Origin of the sequence: Halomonas halodenitrificans DSM 735 (genome assembly GCF_000620045.1) — a bacterium.
GTDB classification, from domain to species: Bacteria; Pseudomonadota; Gammaproteobacteria; order Pseudomonadales; family Halomonadaceae; genus Halomonas; species Halomonas halodenitrificans.
This window is the reverse complement of sequence record NZ_JHVH01000015.1, coordinates 21102-47261: the sequence shown is the minus strand read 5'-3', so window position 1 is coordinate 47261 and position 26160 is coordinate 21102. Positions and strand designations below refer to the sequence as shown.

25 protein-coding genes are annotated in these 26160 nt (G+C 63.6%); 10 read left to right on the top strand and 15 right to left on the bottom strand.

The window, feature by feature from the left end; translation table 11 throughout:
• Positions 1 to 4: 4 nt before the first annotated feature.
• Entirely contained in the window at positions 5 to 337 is a 333-nt protein-coding gene (locus Q358_RS0108270; protein ID WP_027961618.1) for a YqcC family protein, read from the bottom strand.
• A gap of 281 nt (positions 338 to 618) precedes the next feature.
• Here Q358_RS0108270 and Q358_RS0108265 point away from each other — a divergent pair, with 281 nt between their 5' ends.
• The 4 genes from Q358_RS0108265 to Q358_RS0108250 all read left to right on the top strand — a co-directional run bounded on the left by Q358_RS0108265 (position 619) and on the right by Q358_RS0108250 (position 3614).
• Complete coding sequence (locus Q358_RS0108265) at positions 619 to 1638, top strand: DUF3549 family protein (RefSeq protein ID WP_027961617.1); 1020 nt, start codon at positions 619 to 621, stop codon at positions 1636 to 1638.
• Positions 1639 to 1662: 24 nt separating this feature from the next.
• Entirely contained in the window at positions 1663 to 2100 is a 438-nt protein-coding gene (locus Q358_RS0108260) for an ATP-dependent zinc protease family protein (protein ID WP_027961616.1), read from the top strand.
• Positions 2101 to 2132: 32 nt separating this feature from the next.
• Positions 2133 to 3041 carry a 30S ribosomal protein S6--L-glutamate ligase gene (gene rimK / locus Q358_RS0108255; protein ID WP_027961615.1) on the top strand — a complete coding sequence of 303 codons (909 nt, stop codon included), beginning with the start codon at positions 2133 to 2135 and terminating at the stop codon, positions 3039 to 3041.
• Between the two features lie 123 nt (positions 3042 to 3164).
• A complete protein-coding gene (locus Q358_RS0108250; RefSeq protein ID WP_027961614.1) occupies positions 3165 to 3614 on the top strand; it encodes a hypothetical protein in 450 nt (149 codons plus the stop codon).
• Between the two features lie 6 nt (positions 3615 to 3620).
• Here Q358_RS0108250 and Q358_RS16890 read toward each other — a convergent pair whose 3' ends face one another.
• From Q358_RS16890 to Q358_RS0108210, 8 genes are all read right to left on the bottom strand, one after another.
• Positions 3621 to 4352, bottom strand: coding sequence for a SanA/YdcF family protein (locus Q358_RS16890; RefSeq protein WP_043487903.1), 732 nt, complete (start codon positions 4350 to 4352; stop codon positions 3621 to 3623).
• Between the two features lie 70 nt (positions 4353 to 4422).
• Positions 4423 to 4995, bottom strand: a complete 573-nt coding sequence (gene sufT / locus Q358_RS0108240) for a putative Fe-S cluster assembly protein SufT (RefSeq protein ID WP_027961613.1) — start codon at positions 4993 to 4995, stop codon at positions 4423 to 4425.
• 53 nt (positions 4996 to 5048) lie between these two features.
• The gene (locus Q358_RS0108235) at positions 5049 to 6305 is read right to left on the bottom strand and encodes a cysteine desulfurase (protein ID WP_051530257.1); all 1257 of its coding nucleotides are present in this window, start codon (positions 6303 to 6305) and stop codon (positions 5049 to 5051) included.
• A 46-nt stretch (positions 6306 to 6351) separates the two neighbouring features.
• Positions 6352 to 7701, bottom strand: a complete 1350-nt coding sequence (gene sufD, locus Q358_RS0108230) for a Fe-S cluster assembly protein SufD (protein ID WP_027961611.1) — start codon at positions 7699 to 7701, stop codon at positions 6352 to 6354.
• On the bottom strand, positions 7698 to 8450 hold the full coding sequence (sufC, locus tag Q358_RS0108225; RefSeq protein WP_027961610.1) for a Fe-S cluster assembly ATPase SufC: 753 nt from the start codon (positions 8448 to 8450) through the stop codon (positions 7698 to 7700). Before sufC ends, sufD begins: the two co-directional genes overlap by 4 nt.
• A gap of 46 nt (positions 8451 to 8496) precedes the next feature.
• A complete protein-coding gene (sufB, locus tag Q358_RS0108220; RefSeq protein WP_027961609.1) occupies positions 8497 to 9939 on the bottom strand; it encodes a Fe-S cluster assembly protein SufB in 1443 nt (480 codons plus the stop codon).
• Positions 9940 to 10009: 70 nt separating this feature from the next.
• Positions 10010 to 10474, bottom strand: coding sequence for an SUF system Fe-S cluster assembly regulator (locus Q358_RS0108215; protein WP_027961608.1), 465 nt, complete (start codon positions 10472 to 10474; stop codon positions 10010 to 10012).
• A gap of 196 nt (positions 10475 to 10670) precedes the next feature.
• On the bottom strand, positions 10671 to 11012 hold the full coding sequence (locus Q358_RS0108210; protein ID WP_027961607.1) for a zinc ribbon domain-containing protein YjdM: 342 nt from the start codon (positions 11010 to 11012) through the stop codon (positions 10671 to 10673).
• A gap of 132 nt (positions 11013 to 11144) precedes the next feature.
• Here Q358_RS0108210 and Q358_RS0108205 point away from each other — a divergent pair, with 132 nt between their 5' ends.
• Complete coding sequence (locus tag Q358_RS0108205; protein ID WP_027961606.1) at positions 11145 to 12056, top strand: complex I NDUFA9 subunit family protein; 912 nt, start codon at positions 11145 to 11147, stop codon at positions 12054 to 12056.
• Between the two features lie 200 nt (positions 12057 to 12256).
• Positions 12257 to 13693 (top strand): alanine/glycine:cation symporter family protein, encoded by a 1437-nt coding sequence (locus tag Q358_RS0108200; RefSeq protein ID WP_027961605.1) that lies wholly within the window; start codon positions 12257 to 12259, stop codon positions 13691 to 13693.
• A 109-nt stretch (positions 13694 to 13802) separates the two neighbouring features.
• Here the strand turns inward: Q358_RS0108200 and Q358_RS0108195 are convergent, their stop codons facing one another.
• A complete protein-coding gene (locus Q358_RS0108195) occupies positions 13803 to 14561 on the bottom strand; it encodes a VIT1/CCC1 transporter family protein (protein ID WP_027961604.1) in 759 nt (252 codons plus the stop codon).
• Between the two features lie 221 nt (positions 14562 to 14782).
• On the opposite strand from Q358_RS0108195, the gene Q358_RS0108190 reads away from it, so the two are divergent.
• A complete protein-coding gene (locus Q358_RS0108190) occupies positions 14783 to 16027 on the top strand; it encodes a M20/M25/M40 family metallo-hydrolase (protein WP_027961603.1) in 1245 nt (414 codons plus the stop codon).
• 194 nt (positions 16028 to 16221) lie between these two features.
• Positions 16222 to 16470, top strand: coding sequence for a hypothetical protein (locus Q358_RS0108185; RefSeq protein ID WP_027961602.1), 249 nt, complete (start codon positions 16222 to 16224; stop codon positions 16468 to 16470).
• A gap of 148 nt (positions 16471 to 16618) precedes the next feature.
• On the opposite strand, the gene Q358_RS0108180 is transcribed toward Q358_RS0108185, so the two are convergent.
• A complete protein-coding gene (locus Q358_RS0108180; protein ID WP_027961601.1) occupies positions 16619 to 16996 on the bottom strand; it encodes a thiol-disulfide oxidoreductase DCC family protein in 378 nt (125 codons plus the stop codon).
• 139 nt (positions 16997 to 17135) lie between these two features.
• On the opposite strand from Q358_RS0108180, the gene Q358_RS0108175 reads away from it, so the two are divergent.
• On the top strand, positions 17136 to 17822 hold the full coding sequence (locus Q358_RS0108175) for a type 1 glutamine amidotransferase domain-containing protein (protein WP_027961600.1): 687 nt from the start codon (positions 17136 to 17138) through the stop codon (positions 17820 to 17822).
• Positions 17823 to 17913: 91 nt separating this feature from the next.
• Here Q358_RS0108175 and Q358_RS0108170 read toward each other — a convergent pair whose 3' ends face one another.
• The 4 genes from Q358_RS0108170 to Q358_RS16880 all read right to left on the bottom strand — a co-directional run bounded on the left by Q358_RS0108170 (position 17914) and on the right by Q358_RS16880 (position 24277).
• A complete protein-coding gene (locus Q358_RS0108170) occupies positions 17914 to 18393 on the bottom strand; it encodes a YbhB/YbcL family Raf kinase inhibitor-like protein (protein ID WP_027961599.1) in 480 nt (159 codons plus the stop codon).
• Positions 18394 to 18602: 209 nt separating this feature from the next.
• The gene (locus Q358_RS16885; protein WP_043487899.1) at positions 18603 to 20042 is read right to left on the bottom strand and encodes an efflux transporter outer membrane subunit; all 1440 of its coding nucleotides are present in this window, start codon (positions 20040 to 20042) and stop codon (positions 18603 to 18605) included.
• The gene (locus Q358_RS0108160; protein ID WP_027961598.1) at positions 20039 to 23152 is read right to left on the bottom strand and encodes an efflux RND transporter permease subunit; all 3114 of its coding nucleotides are present in this window, start codon (positions 23150 to 23152) and stop codon (positions 20039 to 20041) included. The genes Q358_RS16885 and Q358_RS0108160 overlap by 4 nt, the downstream gene beginning before the upstream one ends.
• A 3-nt stretch (positions 23153 to 23155) precedes the next feature.
• Positions 23156 to 24277, bottom strand: coding sequence for an efflux RND transporter periplasmic adaptor subunit (locus tag Q358_RS16880; protein WP_169735510.1), 1122 nt, complete (start codon positions 24275 to 24277; stop codon positions 23156 to 23158).
• A gap of 290 nt (positions 24278 to 24567) precedes the next feature.
• Here Q358_RS16880 and Q358_RS16875 point away from each other — a divergent pair, with 290 nt between their 5' ends.
• Positions 24568 to 26091, top strand: coding sequence for a BCCT family transporter (locus Q358_RS16875; RefSeq protein WP_051530255.1), 1524 nt, complete (start codon positions 24568 to 24570; stop codon positions 26089 to 26091).
• Positions 26092 to 26160: the final 69 nt, after the last annotated feature.

Below are 26160 nucleotides of genomic sequence, written 5' to 3'. Positions count from 1 at the left end.
CGGCTCAGTTCTCGGTGACCAGGCGGTCGACCTCCTCCACCGCCTGACGCAGCAGCAGCCGATCACCGGCGCGCACACCCTCCTGAGTGAGATAGGCCTCCAGCGCCGGGGCCACATCACAGCGTGCCGGCAGAGGCGCGCGACGTTCCACCAGGGCATCCAGACGAGCAATGAATACGAAGCGCAGCCACTGCGGAAGCGTCATGGTATCGACGCAGAAGGGTTCCTGGCTGTCGAAGGCGCCGGGCTCCGGCGTGTCCATGCGCCACAGGTTGACGGCCTTCATGGTGGCCTCGAGCCGGCGCAGGGATGTGTCGAGTTCGTCGTGAACCGTCATCGGGGAAGCTCCCATTCGAGTGGGATGCCATTATCCCGCTCCTGTCGACCAGTGACCAGCCGTCGCCGCCGTGATCCACGTTTTATCCCCCGCTCAGGGTCATTCACAGTTTCCGTGAACGGGCCTGTGGATAACCACTGGAAAGAGTGCGCGAGCCCGGATGTCGTGGGCACTGACGAAGGCCGAACAATATTTGATCAACGTCGAGGCAACCTCGATGACACTGGCTGACAGCCCGGTAATGCCGCGGTAGAGTGCACGTTCTGACAAGCGGAGATGCCATGCAACCCATCCACACCCTTCACGACTTCTTCGTGCGCAGCGGTGCCGAGGTGCGACTCTATCACCTAGGCCGGCGCGTGGAGCCCTGCGAGATGGCGACCCTGGAGGCCCTGGAGGCCGAAGCGGCCCCTTGGCCGATGCCCTGGCAGGGCCAGGCTCGCCTGGGACTGGTCTTCCGCCTGGGCGACATGTCCGATCCGCTGATCTGGTTTCTGGCCTTGCCACTGGACGAAGAAGGCCGGCTCGACCCGGCCTCTCGTGACGCCTTCGTGCAACGGCTGCTCGAGACCCTGGGCCACAACGTGACCACTGTCGGCCGTGAGGATGGCCAGGCGGTGGATAACTTGATGAAGGACAATCCGCTGGCCTTCACCCCCTCACTCCCCTTCCAGGCCATGCTCCACGCCCGCGCCAGTCACGACCTGGGGCGACCGGCCAGCTCGCACCTGGAACCGGTGGAGGCCTATCTGAGCGGCCAGCAGACACTCGACTGGCAGGCTCTCGGTCTCCAGGGCCTGGCCGACTTCGCGGTACGCATGGACCACGAAGAACAACGCCGGCTCAGCCGAAGGCTGCCCGACCTGCCCACCGAGGTCTTGACCTCCCTGTGCTACTGTCTGGAACATGTGGCCATCGATGACGACCTGGCCGCGGCGCTGCGTGCCCGAGGCGAGGCAGCCGCCGAGGTCGGTGATATCGAGACCCTGTGCGCATGCGTGAGGGCCGCATCAGGCAGCGAGGCCGCCGGTGACTGGTTTGATGGCCTGCTCACCGATGCCAACGCCTGTGGCCCCGACCTGCTGGCGGCCATTGCCGCGCGGGGCTGGTCGCATCTCGAGGATGGCCAGCGTCTGCCGCGCTACCTCGAACGCCTGGCATGCTGCGAACAGGCAGACTTCATGAGAGTGGCCCGTGACCTGGCCCTGATTCCCAGGCTGAGGCTGCCGGTGCTGATGACCTTGCGCGAGGCGCCCGCCGACTCGCCCATCGGCAGGCGGCTTGTGGCCCTGACGCGCTAAAGGCGAAAACGACCCATGACAATGATGAAGGAACTGCCTTATACCCCCAAGGCGGTGATCGGCCGCCGCGAGATGGTCGAGCTACCGGAGATGCAGCTCGTGCTGTGTGCCAAGGCAGACACCGGGGCACGCACCTCGGCTCTGCATGCCGAGAATATCGAACAGTTCGAGGAACAGGGCCAGCCATGGGTGAGCTTCACCCTGCCCGGCAACGACTCCGACTCGCCGCCCAAGGCCTTCCGCATGCCGCTCCACGACCGTCGCAGGGTGCGTAGTTCCAATGGTCAGCAGGAGTGGCGCTACGTGATTCGCACGCCCATGCGTCTCGGCTCACTGGCCTATCCGATAGAACTCACCCTGACCGACAGGAGCAACATGCACCACCCCATGTTGCTGGGCCGACGGGCCCTGCGTCGCCTGTTGGTGGCGCCCGGCGCCGCCTTCCTGCACGGCAACCCCTGACGCCATGTGTCCCACTCGGCCGGAGCGAACCGATGCATATTGCGCTGCTGTCACGCAACCGTAACCTCTACTCCACGCGACGCCTGGTGGAAGCAGCCGAACAGCGCGGCCATACTGCCCGGGTGGTCGACACCCTGCGCTGCTACATGAGTATCGCCGCCCACCACCCCTCGATTCACTACAGGGGACAGGAGCTGGAGCCCTTCGATGCGGTCATCCCCCGGATCGGCGCCTCGGTGACCTTCTATGGCTGTGCGGTGCTGCGCCAGTTCGAGATGATGGGTACCTATGTGCTGAACGACAATGTCGCCATCACTCGTTCCCGTGACAAGCTGCGCTCCCTGCAGCTACTCTCACGCAAGGGACTGGGCCTGCCCATCACCGGCTTCGCCCACTCCCCTGACGATATTCCGGACCTGATTACCATGGTCAAGAATGCCCCGTTGGTCATCAAGCTTCTGGAGGGTACCCAGGGCATCGGCGTGGTACTGGCAGAAACCAACCAGGCCGCCGAGAGCGTGATCCAGGCCTTCATGGGTATGAAGGCCAACATCATGGTCCAGGAGTACATCAAGGAAGCCAAGGGGGCCGATATTCGCTGCCTGGTGATCGGCGACAAGGTGGTCGCCACCATGAAGCGCCAGGCCGCCGAGGGGGAGTTTCGCTCCAACCTGCACCGTGGCGGCACCGCCAGCGTGATTCGCATCACCCCCGAGGAGCGCTCGACGGCGATTCGTGCCGCCAAGGCCATGGGGCTGCGGGTCGCCGGGGTCGACCTGCTGCGTGCCAATCATGGTCCGGTCATCATGGAGGTCAATTCATCGCCGGGGCTGCAGGGCATCGAGAGCGCCACCGGCAAGGATATCGCCGGCCTGATCATCGAACATCTGGAAAAACATGCTGCCCCGGCCCGCAAGGCGCCGCCTAAACCCAAGGGGTAATTGCCAGTCATGCACAGGCCAGGCCCAATGGGCATCGAGGATTACACATTTATTCCATTCCGGGGGGTAGCAAAACAGTGTTTCCCCCGCCACAATCTGCGTCACCAAAGGGGGTGACCGCTCATGTTTCTCGACAATCGCCAAGTGGCGATGGACAGCGTACTAGAAGCGCTGGCCGACAGCATCGACTACTTTCAGGACAATCTGGAGCGCCTGCGACCATCGCTGCGCGACGCTCTCAAGCCCCATTACGAGGCTCGCAGTCGGTCGATGCGCGAGCTGCAGACACTCGCTCGATTGCATCTCAACATGCTACCGCGGGATGCCGACGTCGAACGGGACGACTACATGTGGTTATGGAGTCGTTTGAAGAGTTTCGTCGGTAACGAGCGCCAGGTGGTGATCGGTGAGCTGCTGGAACAGGAGCGAGTGCTGATGCAATCGCTCTCCAACCTGATGACCCATCCCCTGCCCGATGCCATGGAGCCCAAGGTAGAGGAGTGCTGGAAAGGGTGTCGAGCGTTGATCCGTGAGCTCTATGCCCTCCAGAAGACTCGCGACAAACGGCGCTGAGCCTCTTCAGCGCTCCTGGCCCAAGGATGTATGGGCCGACCAGCCTGGCTGCTCAGCCTCAAGTTCTTCCCGCGAGCGGATGTCGAGCGGCTCGCGGGGACCCAGGAAATGGGGCTTTCGTCCCCACAGGTAGAGATCACCCAGCGTCGCCAGGCGTGCCAGCCACTCTCGCGCCGCCAGACGCCACTGTCCCCCTGCCTTGTGCTCCACCACGGCACAGCCCTGGGCCTCGATGCCGAGCGACTCGGCGATAAACAGCGCCCGCGGAAGGTGCCACGCCTGGGTAATCAACAACGCCCGCTCGACGCCGAACACGTCGCGCGCCCGAGCCAGGGTATCGAAGGTGCTGAAACCGGCATAATCCAGCGTCATGGCCGCCTCGGGCACCTCTCGGCCCAGCAGGTCGCGCCACATGGTGATGGGTTCGTTGTAGGAGAGGGTGCGGTTGTCACCGGAGAGTAGCAGGTGGTCGACCCGCCCCAGGCGCAGCAAGTGCGCCGAGGCACTCATGCGCGCCTCGAAGTAAGGATTGCGGTGTCCGCTACGGGTCCAGTGCGATGTACCGAAGACGATGCCCACCCGTTCCACACGACACTGCGACAGGTCGTGCTCGATGCGCTCTCCAGTCTGCCCGAGCATCCAGAAGTTGGCGCCAAGCAAGATCACTATCGCCAGCAGCGCCACCGTGCCCAGCATCATCAGGATGGCCCGCAGGATTCGCCATGCCACCCGCCTCATCGGCATCTCCTGTTGCCTCTGTGCCTACGACGCCCTGCTCGATCACCGCATGGCACCGGGGCGCGGTACGCTAGAACATGCCGAGCTCGAGCTTGGCCTCGTCGCTCATCATCTCACGACTCCAGGGCGGATCGAAGACGATATCCGTATGAACCTTGCTGACCTGAGGGGCACCGAGAATCTTGTTGCGCGCATCGGCGGCAATCACATCCCCCATGCCGCAGCCGGGTGCGGTAAGTGTCATGCGAATGGTGACGATGCGCTCGCCGCTGATCAAGCGCTCGAGGCGGCAGCCATAGACCAGGCCCAGATCGACGATATTGACGGGTATCTCGGGATCGAAGCAGGTGCGTAGCTGGTCCCAGACGAACTGCTCTATCTCCTCATCGCCGGCCTCCTCGTGCAGGGTCGGCCGGGGCAGTGCCTCGAGGCCAACGGCATCGAGGTTGGCGCCCTCTATCAGGTAGAGGCGCCCCTCGAAGCCGACGCTGAGCATGCTGCCCTTGGCCTGCATGACGCTTACCAAGCTATCTTCGGCAAGCGTCACGGTCTTGCCGAAGGGGATGGAGATCGCCTCCACATCGCGCTGCAGGGGCAACTCCTGTCCCTTGTGAAGGCTGGATATCTGCTCGTTGTCGCTCATGGCGTTCCTTTTCTAGCGGTTCCTTGTCCGACCATCGTTTACCTGGGCATGGCCTACCTGACCATGCCGATCACGCGCTCCAGAGCCTCGGCGAAGACATCGACCTCCTCGAGGGTGTTATAGGCGGCAAACGACGCCCGGCAGGTGGCGTCAACGCCAAAGTGAGCGAGCAACGGCTGGGCACAGTGGTGGCCGGTACGGATCGCCACCCCGAGCTGATCGATAAGCAGGCCGATATCCTGGGAATGGGCCCCGTCGACCACGAAGGAAAGCACCCCGGCCTTGTCGGGCGCGGTACCCAGGATGCGCAGGCCATCGATTCTCAAAACCCGCTCGGTGGCATGGGCCAGTAGCCGCCCTTCCCAGTCACCGATGGCATCGACGCCGATACCATTTACCCACTTCAGCGCCTCCCCCAGGGCGATCACCTCCGCAATGGCCGGCGTGCCGGCCTCGAACTTGTGGGGAATCTCGGCGAAGGTGGTAGCGGTCTCGAAGGAAACGGTGGCGATCATCTCGCCACCGCCCTGCCAGGGCGGCATTGACTCGAGCAGTTCCGCCTTGCCGTAGAGCACGCCGACCCCGGTGGGGCCATAGACCTTGTGGCCGGAGAAGGCATAGAAATCGGCATCGAGATCCTGTACATCCACCCGCTGATGAGGCGCCGCCTGGGCACCATCGACGAGAATGCGCGCCCCCCGGGCGTGGGCAATGGCGGCCATCGCCTTGACCGGGTTGACGGTGCCGAAGGCATTGGAGACGTGATTCACCGCCACCAGCCGGGTGCGTTCGCTGAACAGTTCGCGGTAGGCGTCGAGATCCAGCACGCCCCGCTCATCCACCGGGATCACCTTGAGGGTGAAGCCGATCTCGGTGGCCAGCATCTGCCAGGGCACGATGTTGGAGTGATGTTCGAGTCGCGAGACGAGCACCTCGTCGCCGGGCTTGAGGTTGGCGCGCCCCCAGCTGTTGGCCACCAGGTTGATCGCCTCGGTGGTGCCACGAGTGAAGATGATCTCGCGGCTTTCCTTCGCGTTCAGGAAACCGCGAGCCACCTCCCGCGTGCCCTCGAAGGCGGCCGTGGCCTCATCCGCCAGGGTGTGCAGCCCCCGATGGATATTGGCATTGTAGCCGCCGTAATAGGCATCGAAGGCGGCGATTACCCGGCTCGGAGTCTGGCTCGTCGCCGCATTGTCGAGATAGACCAGCGGCCTGCCATGGATCCGGCGCGAGAGAATCGGAAAGTCAGCGCGAATTGCCGCGACATCGAGGGTCGGTGTCACGGGCGCGCGGGTGGCCAGGTCGGTCATGGCAGGAATCTCCTCAGGATATCGCGGTCATTCTCACTCATCGTCCTTACTCGTCATCCAGGGCTACGGCGACTTCCACCAGCCCGGCCAGATTGAAGCGCTCGGGGAGCTTGCCGGCGACGGCGAGTTCAACACGCTCCGAGATGGCATCCAGGCCCACCTCTTCCAGCACCTCGCCCGCGAAGGCCAGGGTCAGCAGACCACGCGCGGTCTGGCGATCGATGCCGCGGCTGCGCAAGGCGTAGATCGCCTCCTCGTCGAGCTGGCCGGTGGTGGTGCCATGGGAGCACTTGACGTCATCGGCGTAGATCTCGAGCTCGGGCTTGGCGTCGATCTCGGCGCGATCGGAGAGCAGCAGGTTGGCGTTGCTCTGGAAGCCTTCGATCTTCTGGCTGTCGCGCTTGACCACCACCTTGCCGTTGAACACGCCATGAGCCCGGTCGTCGAGGATGCCCTTGTAGTTCTCGTTGGAGAAGGTATGGGGCGCGTTATGATTGGCCAGGGTGTGGCTGTCCACATGCTGACGACCCTCGCCATAGAACAGGCCATAGAAGTCACAGGTGGCATTCTCGCCGTTCAGCTCGCTGATCAGGTCGGTACGCACCAGGGCGCCACCCAGGTTCAGGTTGAACGAGGTATACCGACTGTCACGGGCCTGCTCGACATGGATCGAGGCGATGTGCAGATCGGCAAGCGGTGCCTCCTGCAGCTTGTAATGGGTGAGGATGGCATTGCGCTCGAGAATCACCTCTTCCACCAGGTTGGTGAAGTTGGCGGCGCCCTCCTCGCCCACGTGATGCTCGATCAGGGTCGCCTGGCTGCGCCCGCCGGCCTGCACCAGGACACGCGGATGGCTCATCACCGGCGCCTCGCCACGGCGAGACAGGAACTGCAGGGTGATCGGCTTCTCGACCACGGTGCCCGGCGCCAGGCGCAGCACGGCCCCCTCTTCCATGAAGGCGGTGTTCAGCGCCGAGAAGGGCGAGAACTCGACACCGGTGAGCCGACCCAGGGGGCCGCCTACCGCCTCGTGGTTCTCGACCAGCGCCGCCGAGAGCGGCTGCAGGGAAACCCCTTCCGGCAAGCCATCGAGTGTCGACAGGGCCGGGGCGAAGACGCCATCGACAAAGGTCAGCCGATGAGTATCGATGGGCAGCGTCAGGGCCGCGGCGCTGGCCGGAGAAAACTCGGCGTCTCGCGCCAGGGCGAACTCCCCCCGGGCGATGGCACGCACATCGGTGTATTTCCAGGCTTCGTCGCGGCGCGTGGGGAAGCCCATTGCCTCGAAGCGCGCCGCCCCCGCCTGGCGTCGAGCGGCGATCCAGGTCGGCTCGGACTCACGACCGGCGCGAATGTCGGCCAGACGATCGAGAAAATGCTGTGTTTCTTCACTCATGCGGCAGACTCCTCCAGCACCCAGTCATAGCCACGGGATTCGAGTTCGCGCGCCAGGTCAGCATCACCACTCTTGACGATGCGGCCATCGACCAGAACATGCACGCGATCGGGCACGATGTAATCGAGCAGGCGCTGATAGTGGGTCACCAGCAAGATGGCATGCTCCTCGGAACGCAGCGAGTTCACCCCATCCGCCACGACTTTCATGGCATCGATGTCCAGCCCGGAGTCGATTTCGTCGAGCATGGCGAGCCGGGGTTGCAACACCAGCATCTGGAGAATCTCGTTGCGCTTCTTCTCGCCGCCGGAGAAGCCTTCATTGACGGAGCGCTGCAGGAAGCTGGCGTCCATCTTCATTTCGGCGATCTTCTCCTTGATCAGCTTCATGAACTCGGGTGCCGGGATCTCGCCCAGTCCTTCGGCCTCGCGCTTGGCATTGAGAGCCGCCTTGAGCAGGTAGATGTTCTTGACCCCCGGAATCTCTACCGGGTATTGAAAGCCCAGCAGCAGGCCGGCCTGAGCCCGCTCTTCAACGGCCATTTCCAGCACGTCGCGGCCCTCATACGTGATGCTGCCGCTGGTGACCTCATACTCTTCCTTGCCGGCGATGACCGCCGACAGCGTTGATTTTCCGGAGCCGTTGGGCCCCATGATGGCGTGCACCTCACCGGCGTTGATGGTCATGGAAAGGCCCTTGAGGATTTCATTACCCTCGACCGTGACGTGCAGATCCTTGACTTCGAGCATCGTGAATACCTTTTGATTCAAATAAGCGATTGGCAGCAGGGGGTGATCAGCCGACAGAGCCTTCGAGGGTGACGCTGAGCAGCGCCTCGGCCTCGACGGCAAACTCCATGGGCAGCTCCTGGAAGACATCCTTGCAGAAGCCGTTGACGATCATGCTCACCGCGTCTTCCTCGGAAATACCGCGGCTCTGGCAGTAGAAGAGCTGGTCCTCGCCGATCTTGGAGGTGGTCGCCTCGTGCTCCACGGTGGCCGTGCTGTTGCCGATCTCCTGATAGGGGAAGGTATGGGCACCGCACTGATCGCCGATCAGCAGGGAGTCACACTGGGTAAAGTTGCGCGCCCCCTTGGCCCGCGGGCCGACCTTCACCAGGCCACGATAGGACTGGTTGCTGCGCCCGGCGGAAATCCCCTTGGAAATGATGCTGGAGCGGGACCCTTCACCGATATGAACCATCTTGGTGCCGGTATCGGCCTGCTGGCGACCATTGGTTACCGCCACCGAATAGAACTCGCCCTTGCTGTCCTTGCCGCGCAGCATGCAGGAAGGATATTTCCAGGTGATGGCCGACCCGGTCTCTACCTGGGTCCAGCTGATCCGCGAACGATCGCCACGACAGTCGCCACGCTTGGTCACGAAGTTGTAGATGCCGCCCTTGCCGTCCTCGTCGCCGGGATACCAGTTCTGTACCGTGGAATACTTGATATAGGCGTCATCCAGCGCAACGAGCTCGACCACCGCGGCGTGCAGCTGGTTCTCGTCACGCATCGGTGCCGTGCAGCCCTCCAGGTAGGAAACCTGGGCGCCCTCTTCGCAGATGATCAGGGTGCGCTCGAACTGGCCGGTATTCTCGGCGTTGATGCGGAAATAGGTAGAGAGCTCCATGGGGCAGGTAACGCCCTTGGGCACAAAGACGAAGGAGCCGTCGGTGAACACCGCCGAGTTGAGCGCCGCGAAGTAGTTGTCGGTCTGGGGCACCACGCTACCGAGGTACTGCTTGACCAGCTCAGGGTACTCCTGCACCGCCTCGGAGATGGAGCAGAAGATCACACCGGCCTCACCCAGCTTCTCCTTGAAGGTGGTGGTCACGGAGACGGAATCGAATACCGCATCCACCGCCACTCCGGCCAGGGCGGCTCGCTCATGCAGCGGAATGCCGAGCTTTTCGTAGGTTTCGAGAAGCTTGGGGTCCACCTCGTCGAGGCTCTGGGGGCGGTCCTCGGGGCGCTTCGGGGCACTGAAATAGGAGATCGACTGATAGTCGATGGGCGGATAGTCCAGATGCGCCCAGGAGGGCGTTGTCATCTTCAGCCAGGCGCGATAGGCCTTGAGTCGCCATTCGAGCATCCATTCCGGCTCGCCCTTCTTGTTCGAAATAAAGGCGATGACGTCTTCATCGAGGCCCGGCGGTAGCGTCTCACTCTCGATATCGGTCACGAAGCCTTCTTTATAGTCGCGACGGACCAGCTGTTCCATTTCCTGACTTGCCATGATCTCTCCCCTCCCGGGCGGTTGGGCCGGCGAGGCAGGCTCGCCGATTGAATCTGAAAACTTGGGTGCCTCAGGCCGTATCGACGGCCAGGCTCACGCTCTGGATGGGCAGCTGTACCGGCAGCTTGATCGGCGTGGAGCTGGCCAGCTGGGCCAGGGTCACGCTGCCGAGCAGGGTGCGCACGCCCAGCGATACTCGTTGCCAGTTGTCGGCCACGCCACAGGTAGCCACCAGCTCGCAGTCGCCCTCGGCGTGACTGCACTCGGTCATCGCCACCGGCCCTTCGATGGCGGTGATGATGTCGATCGCCGTGATCTCGGAGGCCGGCCGCGCCAGGGAGTAGCCTCCCTGGGCACCGCGGCGCGATTCCAGCATTCCCGCCTTGACCAGCATCTTCAGCGTCTTGCTGACGGTGGGGTGCGGAAGCTGGACGGCCTCGGCGAGCTCGGCTGCCGCCTGAGGCTGCTCGGGATGGCGAGCGATCTGCGCCATCACCACGGCGGCATAATCGGTCAGCCGCGAGAGCTTGAGCATGACGAGCCTCCTGTGGGCGAGCGGCCCGGCAGAATGCCGCGCCTCAATTGCGGACCATTTTAGTCCTGTATGATTTCGATGTGAAGCCCAGGGCGAGAATTCCCTCCTGCACTCGGCAGAATAGCGACACGTTCGACACCGATAGCATCAATAAACGCAATCGTTATCATTTGCAGGGACTATGACATCTTCCCGCTCACGCCTTCTTGACGAACTGAGACTTCAATTTCATGGGGCCGACACCCTCGACCTTGCAGTCGATATCGTGGTCGCCCTCCACCAGGCGAATATTCTTCACCTTGGTGCCCACCTTGACCACCTGGGAAGCGCCCTTGACCTTGAGATCCTTGATCACGGTCACGGTATCGCCATCGGCCAGCGGATTGCCGTTGGCATCACGTACCTGCGGACCATCGTCGACGCTATCGTCGCCGGCTTCCCCGGACCACTCGTGGCCACACTCGGGGCAGACATACTGGATGCCATCCTCATAGGCGTAGGGAGAGCTACATTCGGGACAGGCGGGAAATTCACTCATGACGGGCTCCAGGCGAGAAAAATGAAGGGCTGCCAAGACTACACCGCGGCGCCGCGGGTCTCCAGCCGACACATGACGACCGCGCCCCGGCCTGGCAGGATTGACGTTTCTCGTTGATAAGAAGGAAATCGCATGCAGGAGCGGCCGACCACGGTCTTCGGAGGCACGGGATTTCTCGGCCGCGCCATCGTGCGCGAGCTGGTGGAGGCCGGTCGATCGGTGCGTATCGCGGCGCGCCATCCGCAATTGCCCGAGTGGCGTGAGTCGGGTGATCGGATCGAGGCCGTGGCGTGCGATATTCGCGATGACGCCCAGGTCGCCGCTGCGCTGGAGGATAGCGAAGCCGCGATCAATGCGGTGAGCCTCTACGTGGAGCGGCGTCGAGCGGGCCTGACCTTTACCACGATCCATGTCGAGGGTGCCGGCCGCCTGGCGAGGCTGGCTCGGGAGGCCGGCACCTCACGGTTGGTACATGTCTCGGGCATCGGTGCCCACGCTGACTCTCCTTCAGCCTATGTGCGCGCCCGCGCCATGGGCGAACAGGCCGTGGTCGAGGCGATGCCCAAGGCGATCCTGGTTCGCCCCGGGGTACTGTTTGGCCCCGATGACGCTCTCGTAGGCAACCTGGCCCGCCTGACGCGCCTGCCGCTGGTGCCGCTATTCGGACGCGGCACGACTCGGCTGCAGCCGGTGCATGTGAATGATGTGGCACGCGCGGCCGTGAGACTCACCGCGTCACGCCCCATCCAGCGACGGCTCTTCGAACTCGCCGGCCCCGAGACATATACCTACCGAGAACTGGTCGAGCGCGTCGCGGCCCAGCTCGAACGTTACCCGCGCCTGTTGCCGATGCCTTTTATCGCCTGGCGCCTCGCTGCCGCCCTGCTCGCCCCGTTGCCCTCTCCCCCCCTGACCAAGGATCAGGTACTGCTGATGCAGAGTGACAACCTGGCCGACCCGGATACGGGCGGCTTCACCGACCTCGGCATCATGCCGCACACGCTGCACGACAGCCTGCCCCGCTGCCTGGCGCCCAAGGGATGACATTGCACTGTCTCGCCATTCGCCTCATCCCCCTGCCATCCGATCCGACCCACATTGAGAAGCATCAAGCATGCCTTGCGACTCACTGCCCATTCGGCAAATGAAATAACAGCCAAACGGCTCCTGCACAGAAAAAGTTGCCAACCGGCATGGAAGATGAAAAATGGTCGCCCGAACTCATCGCAACACAGGCGACTCCCATGGAATTCTTCAACCGGCTGGTAGACGGCGGCAATGGCCTGCTGTGGGGCAGCGTACTGATCTACCTGCTGATCGGTGCCGGCCTCTACTTTACCGTCATGACCCGCGGCATCCAGTTCCGTTACTTCGGCCATATGTTCAAGCTGTTGCGCCACTCACGCGAGGGTAATGGCGGCATTTCCTCCTTCCAGGCGCTGTCCACCAGCCTGGCGGCACGGGTGGGTACCGGCAACCTGGCCGGGGTGGCCGTGGCCATCTACTTCGGCGGCCCCGGCGCCATCTTCTGGATGTGGGTCACCGCCCTGGTCGGCATGGCCACCAGTTTCGTGGAGTCCACCCTGGCCCAGGCCTACAAGGTCGACCACGGAGACCAGACCTTCCGCGGCGGTCCGGCTCGCTACATCGAGCGTGGCCTCGGCCTGCGCTGGCTGGCAGTCGCCTTCTCGATCTGCCTGATCATTGCCTTCGGGCTGGCCTTCAACAGCGTACAGGCCAACTCCATCGCCCAGGCGATGCAGGAGGCCTTCGCCGTGCCCACCTGGATCATGGGCCTCGTGCTGATGGCAATCGTCGCACCGATCATCTTCGGCGGCCTCAAGTCCATCGCCCGAGTCGCCGAGCTGGTGGTGCCGCTAATGGCGCTGCTCTACCTGCTTCTGGCACTGACGGTGGTGGCCCTCAATATCGGTGACCTGCCCGCCGCGCTGGGCACCATCATCAAGAGCGCCTTCGGCCTCGAGCAGGCCGCCGGTGGTGCGGTGGGCTATGCGGTGGCGCAGGCCATCATGAACGGCATCAAGCGTGGCCTGTTCTCCAATGAGGCGGGCATGGGCTCGGCCCCCAACGCCGCAGCCACCGCCACCACTCACCCCGACCACCCCGCCGCCCAGGGATTCATCCAGATGCTCGGCGTCTTCCTCGACACCCTGGTGATCTGTACCGCCACCGCGGCCATCATCATCATGGCGGGCCCCGACCTTCTGGCCGGTGACGAGGTCAACGGGATCCAGCTCACCCAGCTCGCCCTCTCCCAGCATGTGGGCGAATGGGGCGGCCAGTTCATCGCCATCGCCATTCTGTTGTTCGCCTTCACCTCGGTGATCGCCAACTACTCCTACGGCGAAGCCAACGTAGAGTACCTGGCCGGCCACCGCCGAGCTCCCCTGGCCATTCTGGTCTACCGCCTGGCGGTACTGAGCATGGTCATGATCGGCTCCATGGCAAGCCTCGGGACGATCTGGAGCTTTGCTGACCTCTCCATGGGCATGATGGCACTGATCAACCTGGTCGCCATCCTGCTGCTCTCGCCGGTGGCATTTGCACTGTTCAAGGACTACGAGCGCCAGCTCAAGGCGGGACAGGACCCAGTCTTCGACCCCGGCCGCTTCCCCAAGCTGGTCGACAAGGTCGACCCCAAGGCCTGGCCCCGGCGCTGACCCCGAGGGGCCGCATCACGCGGCCGCTCGGCACTCACTACTCACTACTCTCTACTCACCTCTCGACAACGCCACGCCCCGACGTGGCGTTATTCTTTTCTCCCCACTGCTATGGACCAACCCCGAATAGCGCCTGGGCCAAGTGGCCCGTCAGAAAGGCCAGGCCTGCCGCCGCACCGCCCATGAGCAGAGTACGTGCACCGGACGCCAGCAGCGGCTGGTGATAGACGAAGCTCTTGCCCATGCCGATCAGGAAGAACATCAGCCCGGCCAGAGCCAGGCTCGTCAAAAACTGGATATTCGCGGCAAGGCCGGGGACGGCGTAGGGCACGAGCGGCACCGCCCCCACGGCCAGGAAGGCGCCAAAGGTGACCAGCCCCGACCGCAGGGGGCTCAATCCCTCGGTCTGCAGGCCGTGTTCCTCGCGCAGCATGGTCTCTACCCAGAGCTCGCGGTCGCTGCAGATGGTCTCCACCACTCGTTCCAGGGTCTCGCCCGCAAAGCCCTTGGCGACGAAGATCTGGCGGATTTCCTCACGCTCCCCCTCGGGAATCACCGCAATATGGTGATGTTCGTTACGACGGACACCATCGACATGTTCACGCTGCGCCTTGATCGCCTCATAGTTGCTGATCGCCATGCTGAAGCCATCGGCCAACAGGTTGGCGAATCCGAGCACCAGCGCCACGCTGGCCGAGAAGCCGGCCCCGAAGGCACCGGAGACCACGGCGAAGGTGGTCACACAGCCGTCGATGCCGCCGAGAATGGCATCCGGCAGACTCTGCCCGGCATTGCCGCTCTGCAACCGCCGGCGAATGGCTTCCGGGTGGTGCTCCTCCTCCAGGTCGCTACGCCTGACCCCTTTCATGCTGACTCCCTCCCGCCAGTTGATGACACCGTTTCCCCCTTAATGGGGCCAGTGATGCCATATCACCACTGTAGAGCATGGGCCCTGCAGGGCATGGCCCGCTCCATGGTAAACTTCCCCGATACGCTTCCGGTAGCCGCTCCCGGCACGCCTGGCTCAAGCCCCGAACTCATCACGATACGGGGGCAGCCATCCCCCCGCTTTGCAAGGAGACTCAACGAATGAGCGAAACACCCTGGACGTCCACCATGCCCGACGAGCAGTTCGATCTGATGCGCGAGATTCTCGCCGCCCCGAGCCCCGTCGGGCTCGAGGGCGCCATGACCTACGGCGTGCTCAAGCCCTATTTCGAGGGCTTCGCTCCCGAGGGCTGGCAGCTGCATCAGTTCAAGGGACACGCCGGCGTGGTGCTGGACACTCACCCCGGGCGTGATGATCTCTTCAAGGTGATGGTCATCGGCCATGCGGACAAGATTCGCATGCAGGTCCGCTCCATCGGCGAGGATGGCAAGATCTGGATCAACAGCGACTCCTTCCTGCCTAATGTGCTGATCGGCCACGAGGTGACCCTGTTCAGCGAGGACCCCGAGACACCGGGCAGCTATCGGCGCCTCCAGGGCGGCACCGTGGAGGCGCTGGGTGCCATCCACTTCTCGGATCCCGCCCAGCGCAACGGGGACAAGGGCATCAAGAAGGAGCAGCTCTATCTCGACCTGCAGATCCACGGCGACAACAAGAAGCAGCAGGTAGAGAACCTGGGCGTACGCCCCGGCGATGCCATTCTCCTCGAGCGTCCCATTCGCCAAGGCTTCAGCCCCGACACCTTCTACGGCGCCTATCTCGATAACGGCCTGGGCTGCTTCGTCACCGCCGAGGTGGCACGCCTGATCGCCGAGGCCGGGGGCACCGAGAAGGTCCGGGTGATGTTCGCCATCGCCAGCTACGAGGAAATCGGCCGCTTCGGCAGCCGGGTGCTGGCCGGCGAACTGGAGCCCGATGCCATCATCGCCGTGGACGTCAACCACGACTATGTGGCCGCCCCCGGCATCGGCGACCGCCGCATGCAGCCACTGGAAATGGGCAAGGGCTTCACCATGTCCGTGGGCTCCATCGCCAGCGAGCAACTCAACCGCATCATCGAGAGCACTGCCCGGGCGAACGACATCCCCATGCAGCGCGATATCGTCGGCGTCGACACCGGTACCGACGGCATGGCCGGCGTACTCGCCGCCGTGGACTGTGCGGCCACCTCCATCGGCTTCCCGATCCGCAACATGCATACCATCTCCGAGACCGGCAATACCCGGGATGTGACCGCGGCCATCCACGCCATCACCCGCAGCCTCCAGGCCCTGGACGCCCTGCCTGACCCCCACCGCGAGTTTCTCGACAACCATCCGCGCCTCGACGCGGCAAGCCCCCTCACCCACCGTGGCGGTGACAAGCCCGAGAGCCAGCAGAGCTGATCCCGGCGAACCACGCATGACGCCCCGAACGCGAGACGTTCGGGGCGTTATCGTTTATGGCATCGCCCATGCCGGCGAAGAATGATGCACTGGCGTTATGGGGGGTAACACAACGGAATCGCGTTTCGCTCTCTTTAGCCCCGGGCAAGGGTTATGATGCCCTCACAGTCAGCCATCAAATCAGTGAGAGTGTCATGCAAGCCTTCCTCGTCGATGTCTTTGCCATTCATCCCCGCGGTCAGGAACAGCACCTCGGTGGCGGCATTTTTCATGCGGCTAGCGCCGGCGAGGCCGAGACGCTGGCTACCCGCGAGTTCTGGCAGCCCAGCCTGGAAGACAAGGGCTTCGATATCGGTTTCCAGACCGACCAGCCCGATGCCGGCTGGAAGGTCATGAGCCTGGAAAGCCTGCGGGCCTTCATGCCTCGCCAAGCTTACGCCTGATCGACCCGGGCGCCGGCCCCTGAACCGCGCCCAAGCCTGCCCAATAACGCCGCCCTTCGGGGCGGCGTTTGCGTTGCCAGCGCATGCCCGAGAAGGCAGCACTTCATTGCCCGATAACCGCATGGCAGCGGCGGAGCGTGGCATTGCCTTACGGCAGGCGTCCCTGGCGAATCAGACGACGTCTTACCCAACCGTCATAGCACCAACGCAGTGTGGGCTTGATTACGGGCAGACCGATCAACCAGGCCAGCGGCCTGAGGCGCGGCACACGCCGCATCAGCAGGATATAGGCGTCGATCCCCTCCACGATGTCCTCGCCCTCCTCTTCCACATGCAGCGAGAGCAACGCCGCCTGGGGATCGATCCCCTTGTCGCGGAGCATCTGCTGATGCTCGGTCACATCGCACCATGCCACCCGATCGCCGGCCTCTCCCGCCCAGCGCTCATAGCGGGCACGATCTCGCCGACAGCGGGGGCAGACGCCATCGTAGTAAACTCGTAGAACGCCGTAACACGTCTTTGACATGACTCACACCTCCCGATACCGGCGGGCATAAGATTTCTGCACGCCGGCCATAGTCAAACTTCAATTCCCCCATGATCACTCATTGCTTCACACTGCTGGCCAACCCTTCAAAAGGCAATGCCACGAACAGGAGAGCTTCATGAGCCAACGCATTCTGATGGTCCTTACCTCACACGACCGCCTGGGTGACACCGGTCAACCCACCGGTTTCTGGCTGGAAGAGCTGGCAGCCCCCTACTATGCCTGCCTCGACGCCGGCAGCGAGGTGGTACTGGCCTCGCCCGCCGGCGGCCAGCCACCGCTGGACCCCAATAGCGACGCCGAGGAGAGCCAGACCGAAGCCACCCGACGCTTCAAGCAGGACCCGGAGGCCCAGCGTCAGCTGGCCACTACTCAGCGCCTGGCCGACGTCAGCGCCGATGACTTCGATGCCGTCTTCTATCCCGGCGGCCATGGCCCGCTCTGGGACCTGGTGGACAATCGCGACTCCATCCGCCTGATCGAGACCTTCTGGGCCCAGCAGAAGCCGGTGGCGACGGTGTGTCACGCCCCCATCGTGCTGCTCCATGCCCGGGACGCCGACGGTGAGCCTCTCGTCCGCGGACGCCGCGTCACCGGCTTCACCAACGGTGAAGAAGACGCCGTGGGCCTGACCGAAGTGGTGCCCCATCTGGTGGAGGACGCCCTCAAGGCCGCCGGGGCGGACTATTCCAAGGCCGATGATTTCGCCCCCTACACCTGCCGCGATGGTCGCCTCATCACCGGGCAGAACCCGCCCTCTTCCGAACCGGTCGCCAGGGTGCTGCTCGAGGCACTGAGCGAATAACCTCCGCTTTTTCAGTTTCCCGGCCTCATGGCAGAGCGCCCCGGCATCGCAGGATGCCGGGGCGCTCGTCTATCGGCTGGCAGGGTCGTGCTCAGCCGCGCCGATAGGTGCCCACCAGGCGATTCATGCCGAGCAGGTGCGGCTCGACCCTGACCAGCAGGTCACGCAGCGAGAGCCCCTCGGGCAGGTCGTCGGTGGGCTTGTCCAGCGCCATCACCCAGAAGTAATAGCGATGCACGCCGTGCCCTTCGGGTGGCATCGGGCCGCCATAGCCCAGCTTGCCCATATCATTCTTGCCGCGGGTACCAATGCTTGACGCTTCTTCGAGACTGGTGGTGGACGCCGGGATATTGTAGAGCACCCAGTGCACGAAACCATAGGTACCGTTCTGCACCAGGGGAGCGTCCGGGTCGTGACAGATCAGCGCGAACCCCTTGGTGCCGTCGGGGATATCCTGCCAGACCATCGCCGGCGAGAGGTCGTCCCCCTCACCGGTATGTCTGGCAGGAATGGCGCCCCCGTCATCGAAGGCGGGACTGGTGAGACGTAGGGTCGACAGGGCGAATGCCATTGTTGATCCTCCTGATAAAAGCAACGAGTACCGACGTAGACTGGGAAACAACCGAGTAGGTGTCAATCCAGCCCAGCATCGGGGACTTTCGTTTCCCGACCTGTCCTGGCCTTGAAATCATGAAGATCGACGATCCAATCTGACGAGACCGTCGAACATCTGAACCGGGATTGACGCCGACTCGGCAGGCGCCCGGGACAGGATGTTACTCACTCGTGCCCTTCCACACGCGTCCTTGCAAGCGACTGCCAGCCTCCGCCCAGCGCCTTGTAGAGCCGAATCAGGTCGGTGGTGATTTCGGCATTGCTGGCAGCCAGAGCATCCTGGGCGGCCAGGCGTTCGCGGTCGGCGTCGAGCACTTCGATGAAGTCGGCAATGCCGGCATCGTAGCGCGAACGGGCCAGCGTCGCCGCACGAGTCGCCGACTCGGCCGACTGCTCGAGCGAGGCATGACGCAGCTGCTCGTTGGCGTATGCCGTCACGGCATTATCGACGTCCTCGAGTGCGCCTAGCACGGCAGATTCCCAGCCAATATAGGCCTGCTGCTGAACCTCGGACTGCGCCTCGATGCGGTTGCGGATCTGACCACCGGAGAACAGCGGCCAATTGACAATCGAGCCGATGCCGAAGGTACGGCTGGCCGACTCGAACAGGCTGCCCCCGCTCAGTGCCTCAAGCCCTACCGAACCGTTGAGACGCAGCTTGGGGTAGAGCTCGGCGGTGGCCACACCCACCCGCGCGGTTTCGGCGGCCAGCACTCGCTCGGCCCGGCGAATATCGGGCCGGCGGCGCAACAGGTCAGCGGGCACGCCGATGGCCACCTCAACGTCCGGGCTTGGCACCGGAGCGGACTGAGTGAGCAGGTCGTCGAGGCCACCGGGCTGTTTGCCCAACAGCATGGCCAAGCGGTTGCGCGACCGCTCGAGCTGGGTAATCAGCTGCGGAATGCTGCTGCGTGTCTTCTCCAGATTACTGCGCGCACGCTCCAGATCGATATCCTGCACCAGCCCGGCGGCATGGCGCGACTCGATCAATTCGAAGGTGTCGCTCTGGCTTTCCAGGTTATCGCGGGCAATGCGCAGGCGCTCCTCGAAGCTGCGCGCCTCGACATAGTTCAACGCCACCTCGGCAAGCATCGACACCAGCACGTCGCGCCGCGACTCGACCGCGGCACCTACGTCGGCCTCGGCAGCCTCCACCGAACGCGCAATGCCGCCGAAAAGATCCAGTTCCCAGCCTGCATCGAAGCCGGCGGAATACAGTTCGGAAGTCGGGTCGCCACGGCCGGTAACGTTCTCGCTGGCGCGAGAGCGCTGGGCGCCAGCACTGGTGCCTAACGTGGGAAAGCGCTGCCCCTCCGCGCTGTTGCGCAGGGCACGCACCTGGCGCAGCCGTGAAGTGGCAGCGCGCAGATCCAGGTTGCGCGCCACTGCCTGATCGATGAGCCGCTCGAGGGTGGGATCGCCCAGCGTCGTCCACCAACGCGCCAGCTCGGTAGGCTGCTCTGTCGTCAGGCCGGCTTCGCTACGCAGCCGATTGAATTCGGCGTCGATGTCGGCCCGGGGCGCCGTATAATCCGGCCCTACCGCACAGCCACTCAGCACCGCCACGCTGGGAATCAGCGCCATCATCAAACGGCGAACCTTCATGAAGCCTCCGAATGGCGACCGCGTTCGCGCCCGCGTTGTATCAAGGTATAGAAACCCGGCACCAGCAGCGTACCGATAACGGTGGCCGCCGCCATGCCGAAGAACACCACCACGCCCACCGACAAACGCGAGCCGGCACCGGCGCCGGTGGCCACCAACAGCGGGAAGATGCCGAGCATGAACGACAGCGCCGTCATCATTACCGCCCGGAAGCGCAGCCGTGCCGCGGTCGCGGCAGCATCGACAATCGTCAGGCCTTCGTCTTCGCGCTGAGCACGGGCAAATTCGACGATGAGAATCGCCTGCTTGGTCGAGAGCCCGGCCAGCATGATCAGCCCGATCTGGGCATACAGCCCCAGGCTGGTACCGGCCATCAGAATGCCCAACAGCGCGCCAACCAGCGTGATCGGCACGATCAGCAACACCGCAATCGGAATCGCCCAGCTTTCATACTGAGCCACCAGGAACAGGAACACGAACAGTAGCGACAGGGCCAGTACCGGCGCCACGCTGCCGCTGGTCTTCTCCTGATAGGACGCCCCGGACCACTCGAAACCGTAGCCTTCCGGCAAATACTCCGCGGCCAGCTCTTCCATGGCTTCCAGCGCCTGGCCGGTACTGTAGCCCGGCGCCGGCGAACCGTTGAGGGTTGCCGACAGGAACTGATTGTAGCGATCCAGGCTTTCAGGGCCGAGCTCGGCCTCCACCTCGCCCAGCGCCGCTACCGGCACCATATCACCGCTACGGCTGCGTACATACAGGCGGCTGATATCGTGGGGCTCGGCGCGATGGCCCGCCTCGGCCTGCATGACGACCTTGTACAGCTGGCCGCCCAGGTTGAAGTCGTTGATGATCTGCGAGCCAAGCTGGGCCTGGAGCGTGGTGAAGATCTCGTTGACCGGCACGTCGAGCAGGTGCGCCTGGTCGCGATCGACGTTCAGCCGCACCTGCGGCACATCGGTCGAATAGGAGGTGAACACCCGCGTCAGGCGCGGGTCCTGATTGGCCCGCTGCAGCAGACCCCGCGCCGTCTGCGCCAACGCCGTGGGGCCGTTGCCGGCGTAGTCCTGTAGCGTGAACTCGAAGCCGCCACCAACGCCCAGCCCCGGAATGGCCGGCGGCGTAAACACGGTGACGGTCGCACCGGCAATATCGGCCAGACGCTGCGAGACCCGCTCGGTCAGCGCCGACGCCGACAGTCTTGGATCGCTGCGCTCATCCCAGGAATCAAGTTGCACGATGGCCATGGCGACGTTGGGACCATCGCTGCCCAGAAGCGAGGCGCCACGAATCGAGATCACATCGGCCACGCCCTCCAGCTCACCGACCCGTGAGTCGACCTCGCGCATGATGCGGTCGGTACGCTCCAGCGAGGCCGCATCGGGCAGCTGAATCTGCACGAACAGCGCACCCTGGTCTTCCTCCGGGAGAAAGCCGGTGGGCACGCTCATGAACAGCGCGGCCACCAGGCCGCCGGTGGCGACCAGCACGCCAAGCGTGATCCAGATGCGACGAGCAAAGAACCCTGCGCCACGCACATAGACATCGGTCAGCCGTTGGAAACCCGCGTTGAACCAACGAAACCCGCGGCTGGGGGAAGCTCCCTTCTGCCGCGGCCTGAGCAAGACCGCGCATAGCGCGGGGCTCAACGTCAGCGCGACCAGCGACGAGATCGCCACCGCGATCGAAATGGTCAGCGCGAACTGCTGGTAGAGCTGGCCGGCGATGCCCGGCATGAACGTTACCGGCACAAACACCGCCAGCAGCACCAGCGTGGAGGCCACCACCGCGCCGGTCACCTCGCGCATGGTCAGCAGTGCCGACTCGATCGGCGCCATGCCGTCTTCCATGTGCCGCTGGACGTTTTCCAGCACCAGAATGGCGTCGTCCACCACCACCCCGATGGCCAGTATCAAGGCAAACAGGGTAATCGTATTGATCGAGAAGCCGATCAGCAGCAGCACCGCGAAGCTGCCGATCAACGATACCGGAATCGCCAGCGCCGGGATCAGCGTGGCGCGCAGGTTCTGCAGGACCACGAACACCACCCCGATGACCAGCACCAGCGCCACGGCCAGGGTAACCACCAGCTCCTTGAGACTGACCTCGATGAAGTCGGTGGTATCGAAGGCCAGCTCATAACTCATGCCGTCGGGAAAGCGCTTGGCGACCTCGGCCATCTCGGCCTCGGCGCCCTGGCCGACATCCAGGGCGTTGGCTTCAGGCTGCTGAAAGACCGCCATCAGAATCGCCGGCTGGCCGGAGAAGCGGCCAAAGGAGCTGTAGGACTGAGCTCCCAGCTTCACATCGGCCACGTCGCTGATGCGCAGGATCCCGCCGTCGGTAGCCGTGCGCAGGGCAATGTTGCCGAATTCCTCGGGCTGGTCGAGGCGGCCCTGGGCACGCACCGTGTACTGATACTGCTGACTGTCCGCTGCCGGCGGCGCGCCGACCTGACCCGCCGCCGCCTGCACGTTCTGGGTGCGAATGGCGCCGGCAATGTCGTTGGGCATAACGCCTAGATCGGCCATGCGATCAGGCTGCATCCAGATGCGCATACCGTAGTCCTGGGCACCGAAGATGAACACATCTCCTACCCCCGGCACCCGCGACAGGCTGTCCACCACGTTGGTACTGGCATAGTTGGAGAGAAACAGCGCGTCGTGGGACTCGTCCGGCGAGTAGATCGCGTAGATCTGCAGGATCGACACCGATGCCTTGAATACCGACAGCCCCTGATCATTCACCGCCTGGGGCAGTTGAGCCTGAACCAGCGAAACGCGGTTTTGCACATCCACCGCGGCAATATCCGGGTCCGTACCCAGCTCGAAGGTGATGCTCAGCTCGTAGCGGCCGTTGCTGCTGGTCGACGACATGTAGCTCATGCCGTCGACACCGTTGACCACGTCCTCGATGACCGTGGCCACGGTGGATTCCACCACGTCCGCGCTGGCACCGGGGTAGGTGGCCATTACCCGAACCCCGGGCGGCGTGATCTGCGGATACTGCTTGACCGGCAGGCCGGTCAACGCCAGCAGGCCGGCCAGCACGATGACCAGGGAAACGACGATCGCAAAACGCGGCCGATGAATGAAGAAACGACTGAACACGGCTTAGCTCCCCGACTCGTCGATGAGCCCGGCGCGAGGGTCTCCCTGCTCGGTGTCCACCCTCATGCCTGGACGCACCTTCTGCAGACCCTGGAAGATCACGTTTTCTCCAGCGCGCAAGCCCGATTCGACGATCCACTCGACCTTGCGCCGCTCGCCAAGCTTGACCTCGCGGCGCGACACTTCGCCGTCGCCGTCAACCACGAACACGCTGTAGCCTTGCTTGTCCTGCTGCACTGCGGCCTGAGGAATTACCAGGCGCTTCTGGGGCTCGCTGTCCGAGATCAGTGCCGTCACGAACTGGCCGGGGCGCAGCACGCCATCCGGATTATCCACCACCGCACGCATGGCCAGCGTACCGGTCGAGCGATCCACTTCGCTGGCCACATAGTCCAGCCGGCCGGTCTGCTCAAAGAGGCTGTCATCGGAAAGGCGCAAGCGCAGCTGATAGTCATCGATGCCGGATTGGGCGTCATCTGCCTCGCGATGCTGTTGAATGAAACGCGTGGTTTCACGCTCACTGACGGTGAAGTCAACGTGGATGGGGTCCAGCTGCACGATAGTGACCAGCACACCGCTGTCGGGACCAATCAGGTTGCCGGTATCAACCTCGGCTTCACTGATGCGGCCGGAAATCGGCGCGTGAATCCGGGTATAGCTCAGCTGCAGATCAGCCGCCTGTTGGCGCGCACGCGCCTGCGCAAGCCTGGCTTCGGCGGTCTGAACATCATTGCGTGCCGTTTCCAGGTCGGACGCCGCCACCCCGCCGCGTGCCACCGACTGCAGGCGCCTTAGATACTGGCTGGCCTTGTCTCGACTGGCCTCGGCCTCGGCCACGGTGGCCGCCGCCGCTGCCGCATCGGCTTCGTACTGATCGGGCTCGATGGCGAACAGCAGCTGTCCTTTTTCCACCTGTGCACCGGCCTCGAAGTTACGTGTCACCAGCGGGCCAGACACTCGCGCGCGCAGTTCCACCCGGTGCACGGCGCGAGTGCGCGCCACCTTCGACTCGCCGGCGCTGATCGAACGTTCGACCACGGGTGCCACCAGCACGGCAGGCGGCTGCGCCTCGCCAACCTCGAAGGCCTGTTCGGAGTCGGAGCAGGCGGCGAGAGCCAGAGCCATCAGCACCAAGCCAGCCAGACATCGCAGCCCGGTGAAATATCCGGACGCAGACCCGGTTTTTATGCACATCGTCTATCGACTCCCAGGAAACGGCATGAAGGTGAGGCATGTCATTGGCGTGCCAGCCCCGCGTTTTACGGTGCTCATGCCTGCACAAAAAGACTTGTCAGTATAAGCTTGTTACAATTTTATATATAGTTATCCAGGCTAACTAAGCAACCAGCCCCACCCCACCTGCCTGCCTGACAACGCATCATTAGCTGCTGTATCGGCCAACGGAGCCCATCATCATGCAATCGCTCAAGCGGATGAGTCTGTTCATCATCTCGTCCACCATCATTGCACTGCTGCTGGCATTCGTAGGCCTTCGCGGTGAGACGGCGGCAGACCTGTTCTCGCGCCTGCAGGGCACACTGGCGAGCTCCACCGGCTGGCTACTCATCTTTATCATGAATGCCGTGCTGCTGTTTGCGCTTTACCTGCTATTTACACCACTGGCACGGATTCGTCTGGGCGGGCCGGATGCCCGTCCCGAATTCAGCCGGCTCGACTGGTTCGGCATGCTGTTTGCCGCCGGCATGGGCATTGGCCTGCTGTTCTACAGCGTTTCCGAACCGCTGCAGCACTTCGCCTCGTTCAGGCCCTATCTCGATACGGATGCCGAGGCCGCACAGATATCCATGGAAATGACCTTCCTGCACTGGGGGCTGCACCCCTGGGGCGTCTATGCGCTGGTTGGGCTGACGCTGGCCTTCTTTCACTATAATGCCGGCCATCGGCTCAGCTTCGAGGCACCGCTGCGCGAGCTGATGTCACCTGCCAGGGCACGGCGCCTGGGCTGGTTCGCCAATCTGGCCGCCGTCATTGGTACTATTTTTGGCATCACCACCTCCTTGGGTCTGGGGGCCAGTCAGGCCAGCGCCGGCATTGCCGAGCTCAGCGGCCTGGATGCCGACCTGAGACTCAACCTCATCGTTATCGGTGGCGTCTGCGCCCTGGCGCTGGTCAGTGTACTCAGCGGGCTGGGTAACGGGGTGCGTCTGCTCAGCAAGCTTAATCTGCTGATTGCGGCAGGCCTGATGCTTTTCGTGCTGTTCGCCGGCGAGCCGCTATTTATCTTCAAGGCCCTGGGTGAGCATCTAGGTACCTATATCAACGACCTGTCCAAGCTTTCGACCTGGAACGAGACGTATACCGGCACTAACTGGCAATCGAAGTGGACGATATTCTACTGGAGCTGGTGGATCTCCTGGTCACCGTTTGTCGGCATGTTCATCGCTCAGGTTTCGAAGGGCCGCACCATCCGCGAATACCTGCTGGGCGTGCTGCTGGTCCCCACGTCTTTCAATTTCCTGTGGATGACGGTGTTTGGCAGCAACGCCTTGTTTCTTGAGCTGTTTGCCGACGCCGGCTTTGCCGAGATCGTGGCCACCGCACCCGACGCCAGCCTGTACCGTCTGCTCGATTACCTGCCGTTGAGCACCCTGACCATGGGTGTGGCCGTACTGGTGGTGCTGGTGTTTTTTGTCACCTCGGCGGATTCCGGCGCGCTGGTGGTCGCGACACTAACGTCAAATGGCGAGGAACCCAGCTGGCGACAGCGGTTTTTCTGGGTCGCTTGCGTCGGCCTGGTGACCGCCTTCCTGCTACGCGCGGGCGGGCTGGGAGCACTGCAATCGGCGGCGGTCGCCAGTGGTCTTCCCTTTGGCCTGCTGCTGCTGGCGTTTATTCCTGCGCTTAGCATCGCCCTGCGACAGCCCTATACTCATCCGGAAACAACGCATCAGACCACTGACCTTCCGGAGTCCAGATGACGATGCTATCGACTCGATACGCCTTATGGTGGGCTCCGGTACCACAAACGCCCCATTTCCACCCGACCG

What these genes read in the sequence shown, in the direction of transcription:
- Q358_RS0108270 (WP_027961618.1), bottom strand. Translation starts at nt 337, where the DNA reads ATGACGGTTCACGACGAACTCGACACATCCCTGCGCCGGCTCGAGGCC.
- Q358_RS0108265 (WP_027961617.1), top strand. Translation starts at nt 619, where the DNA reads ATGCAACCCATCCACACCCTTCACGACTTCTTCGTGCGCAGCGGTGCC.
- Q358_RS0108260 (WP_027961616.1), top strand. Translation starts at nt 1,663, where the DNA reads ATGAAGGAACTGCCTTATACCCCCAAGGCGGTGATCGGCCGCCGCGAG.
- rimK (WP_027961615.1), top strand. Translation starts at nt 2,133, where the DNA reads ATGCATATTGCGCTGCTGTCACGCAACCGTAACCTCTACTCCACGCGA.
- Q358_RS0108250 (WP_027961614.1), top strand. Translation starts at nt 3,165, where the DNA reads ATGTTTCTCGACAATCGCCAAGTGGCGATGGACAGCGTACTAGAAGCG.
- Q358_RS16890 (WP_043487903.1), bottom strand. Translation starts at nt 4,352, where the DNA reads ATGAGGCGGGTGGCATGGCGAATCCTGCGGGCCATCCTGATGATGCTG.
- sufT (WP_027961613.1), bottom strand. Translation starts at nt 4,995, where the DNA reads ATGAGCGACAACGAGCAGATATCCAGCCTTCACAAGGGACAGGAGTTG.
- Q358_RS0108235 (WP_051530257.1), bottom strand. Translation starts at nt 6,305, where the DNA reads ATGACCGACCTGGCCACCCGCGCGCCCGTGACACCGACCCTCGATGTC.
- sufD (WP_027961611.1), bottom strand. Translation starts at nt 7,701, where the DNA reads ATGAGTGAAGAAACACAGCATTTTCTCGATCGTCTGGCCGACATTCGC.
- sufC (WP_027961610.1), bottom strand. Translation starts at nt 8,450, where the DNA reads ATGCTCGAAGTCAAGGATCTGCACGTCACGGTCGAGGGTAATGAAATC.
- sufB (WP_027961609.1), bottom strand. Translation starts at nt 9,939, where the DNA reads ATGGCAAGTCAGGAAATGGAACAGCTGGTCCGTCGCGACTATAAAGAA.
- Q358_RS0108215 (WP_027961608.1), bottom strand. Translation starts at nt 10,474, where the DNA reads ATGCTCAAGCTCTCGCGGCTGACCGATTATGCCGCCGTGGTGATGGCG.
- Q358_RS0108210 (WP_027961607.1), bottom strand. Translation starts at nt 11,012, where the DNA reads ATGAGTGAATTTCCCGCCTGTCCCGAATGTAGCTCTCCCTACGCCTAT.
- Q358_RS0108205 (WP_027961606.1), top strand. Translation starts at nt 11,145, where the DNA reads ATGCAGGAGCGGCCGACCACGGTCTTCGGAGGCACGGGATTTCTCGGC.
- Q358_RS0108200 (WP_027961605.1), top strand. Translation starts at nt 12,257, where the DNA reads ATGGAATTCTTCAACCGGCTGGTAGACGGCGGCAATGGCCTGCTGTGG.
- Q358_RS0108195 (WP_027961604.1), bottom strand. Translation starts at nt 14,561, where the DNA reads ATGAAAGGGGTCAGGCGTAGCGACCTGGAGGAGGAGCACCACCCGGAA.
- Q358_RS0108190 (WP_027961603.1), top strand. Translation starts at nt 14,783, where the DNA reads ATGAGCGAAACACCCTGGACGTCCACCATGCCCGACGAGCAGTTCGAT.
- Q358_RS0108185 (WP_027961602.1), top strand. Translation starts at nt 16,222, where the DNA reads ATGCAAGCCTTCCTCGTCGATGTCTTTGCCATTCATCCCCGCGGTCAG.
- Q358_RS0108180 (WP_027961601.1), bottom strand. Translation starts at nt 16,996, where the DNA reads ATGTCAAAGACGTGTTACGGCGTTCTACGAGTTTACTACGATGGCGTC.
- Q358_RS0108175 (WP_027961600.1), top strand. Translation starts at nt 17,136, where the DNA reads ATGAGCCAACGCATTCTGATGGTCCTTACCTCACACGACCGCCTGGGT.
- Q358_RS0108170 (WP_027961599.1), bottom strand. Translation starts at nt 18,393, where the DNA reads ATGGCATTCGCCCTGTCGACCCTACGTCTCACCAGTCCCGCCTTCGAT.
- Q358_RS16885 (WP_043487899.1), bottom strand. Translation starts at nt 20,042, where the DNA reads ATGAAGGTTCGCCGTTTGATGATGGCGCTGATTCCCAGCGTGGCGGTG.
- Q358_RS16880 (WP_169735510.1), bottom strand. Translation starts at nt 24,277, where the DNA reads ATGGCTCTGGCTCTCGCCGCCTGCTCCGACTCCGAACAGGCCTTCGAG.
- Q358_RS16875 (WP_051530255.1), top strand. Translation starts at nt 24,568, where the DNA reads ATGCAATCGCTCAAGCGGATGAGTCTGTTCATCATCTCGTCCACCATC.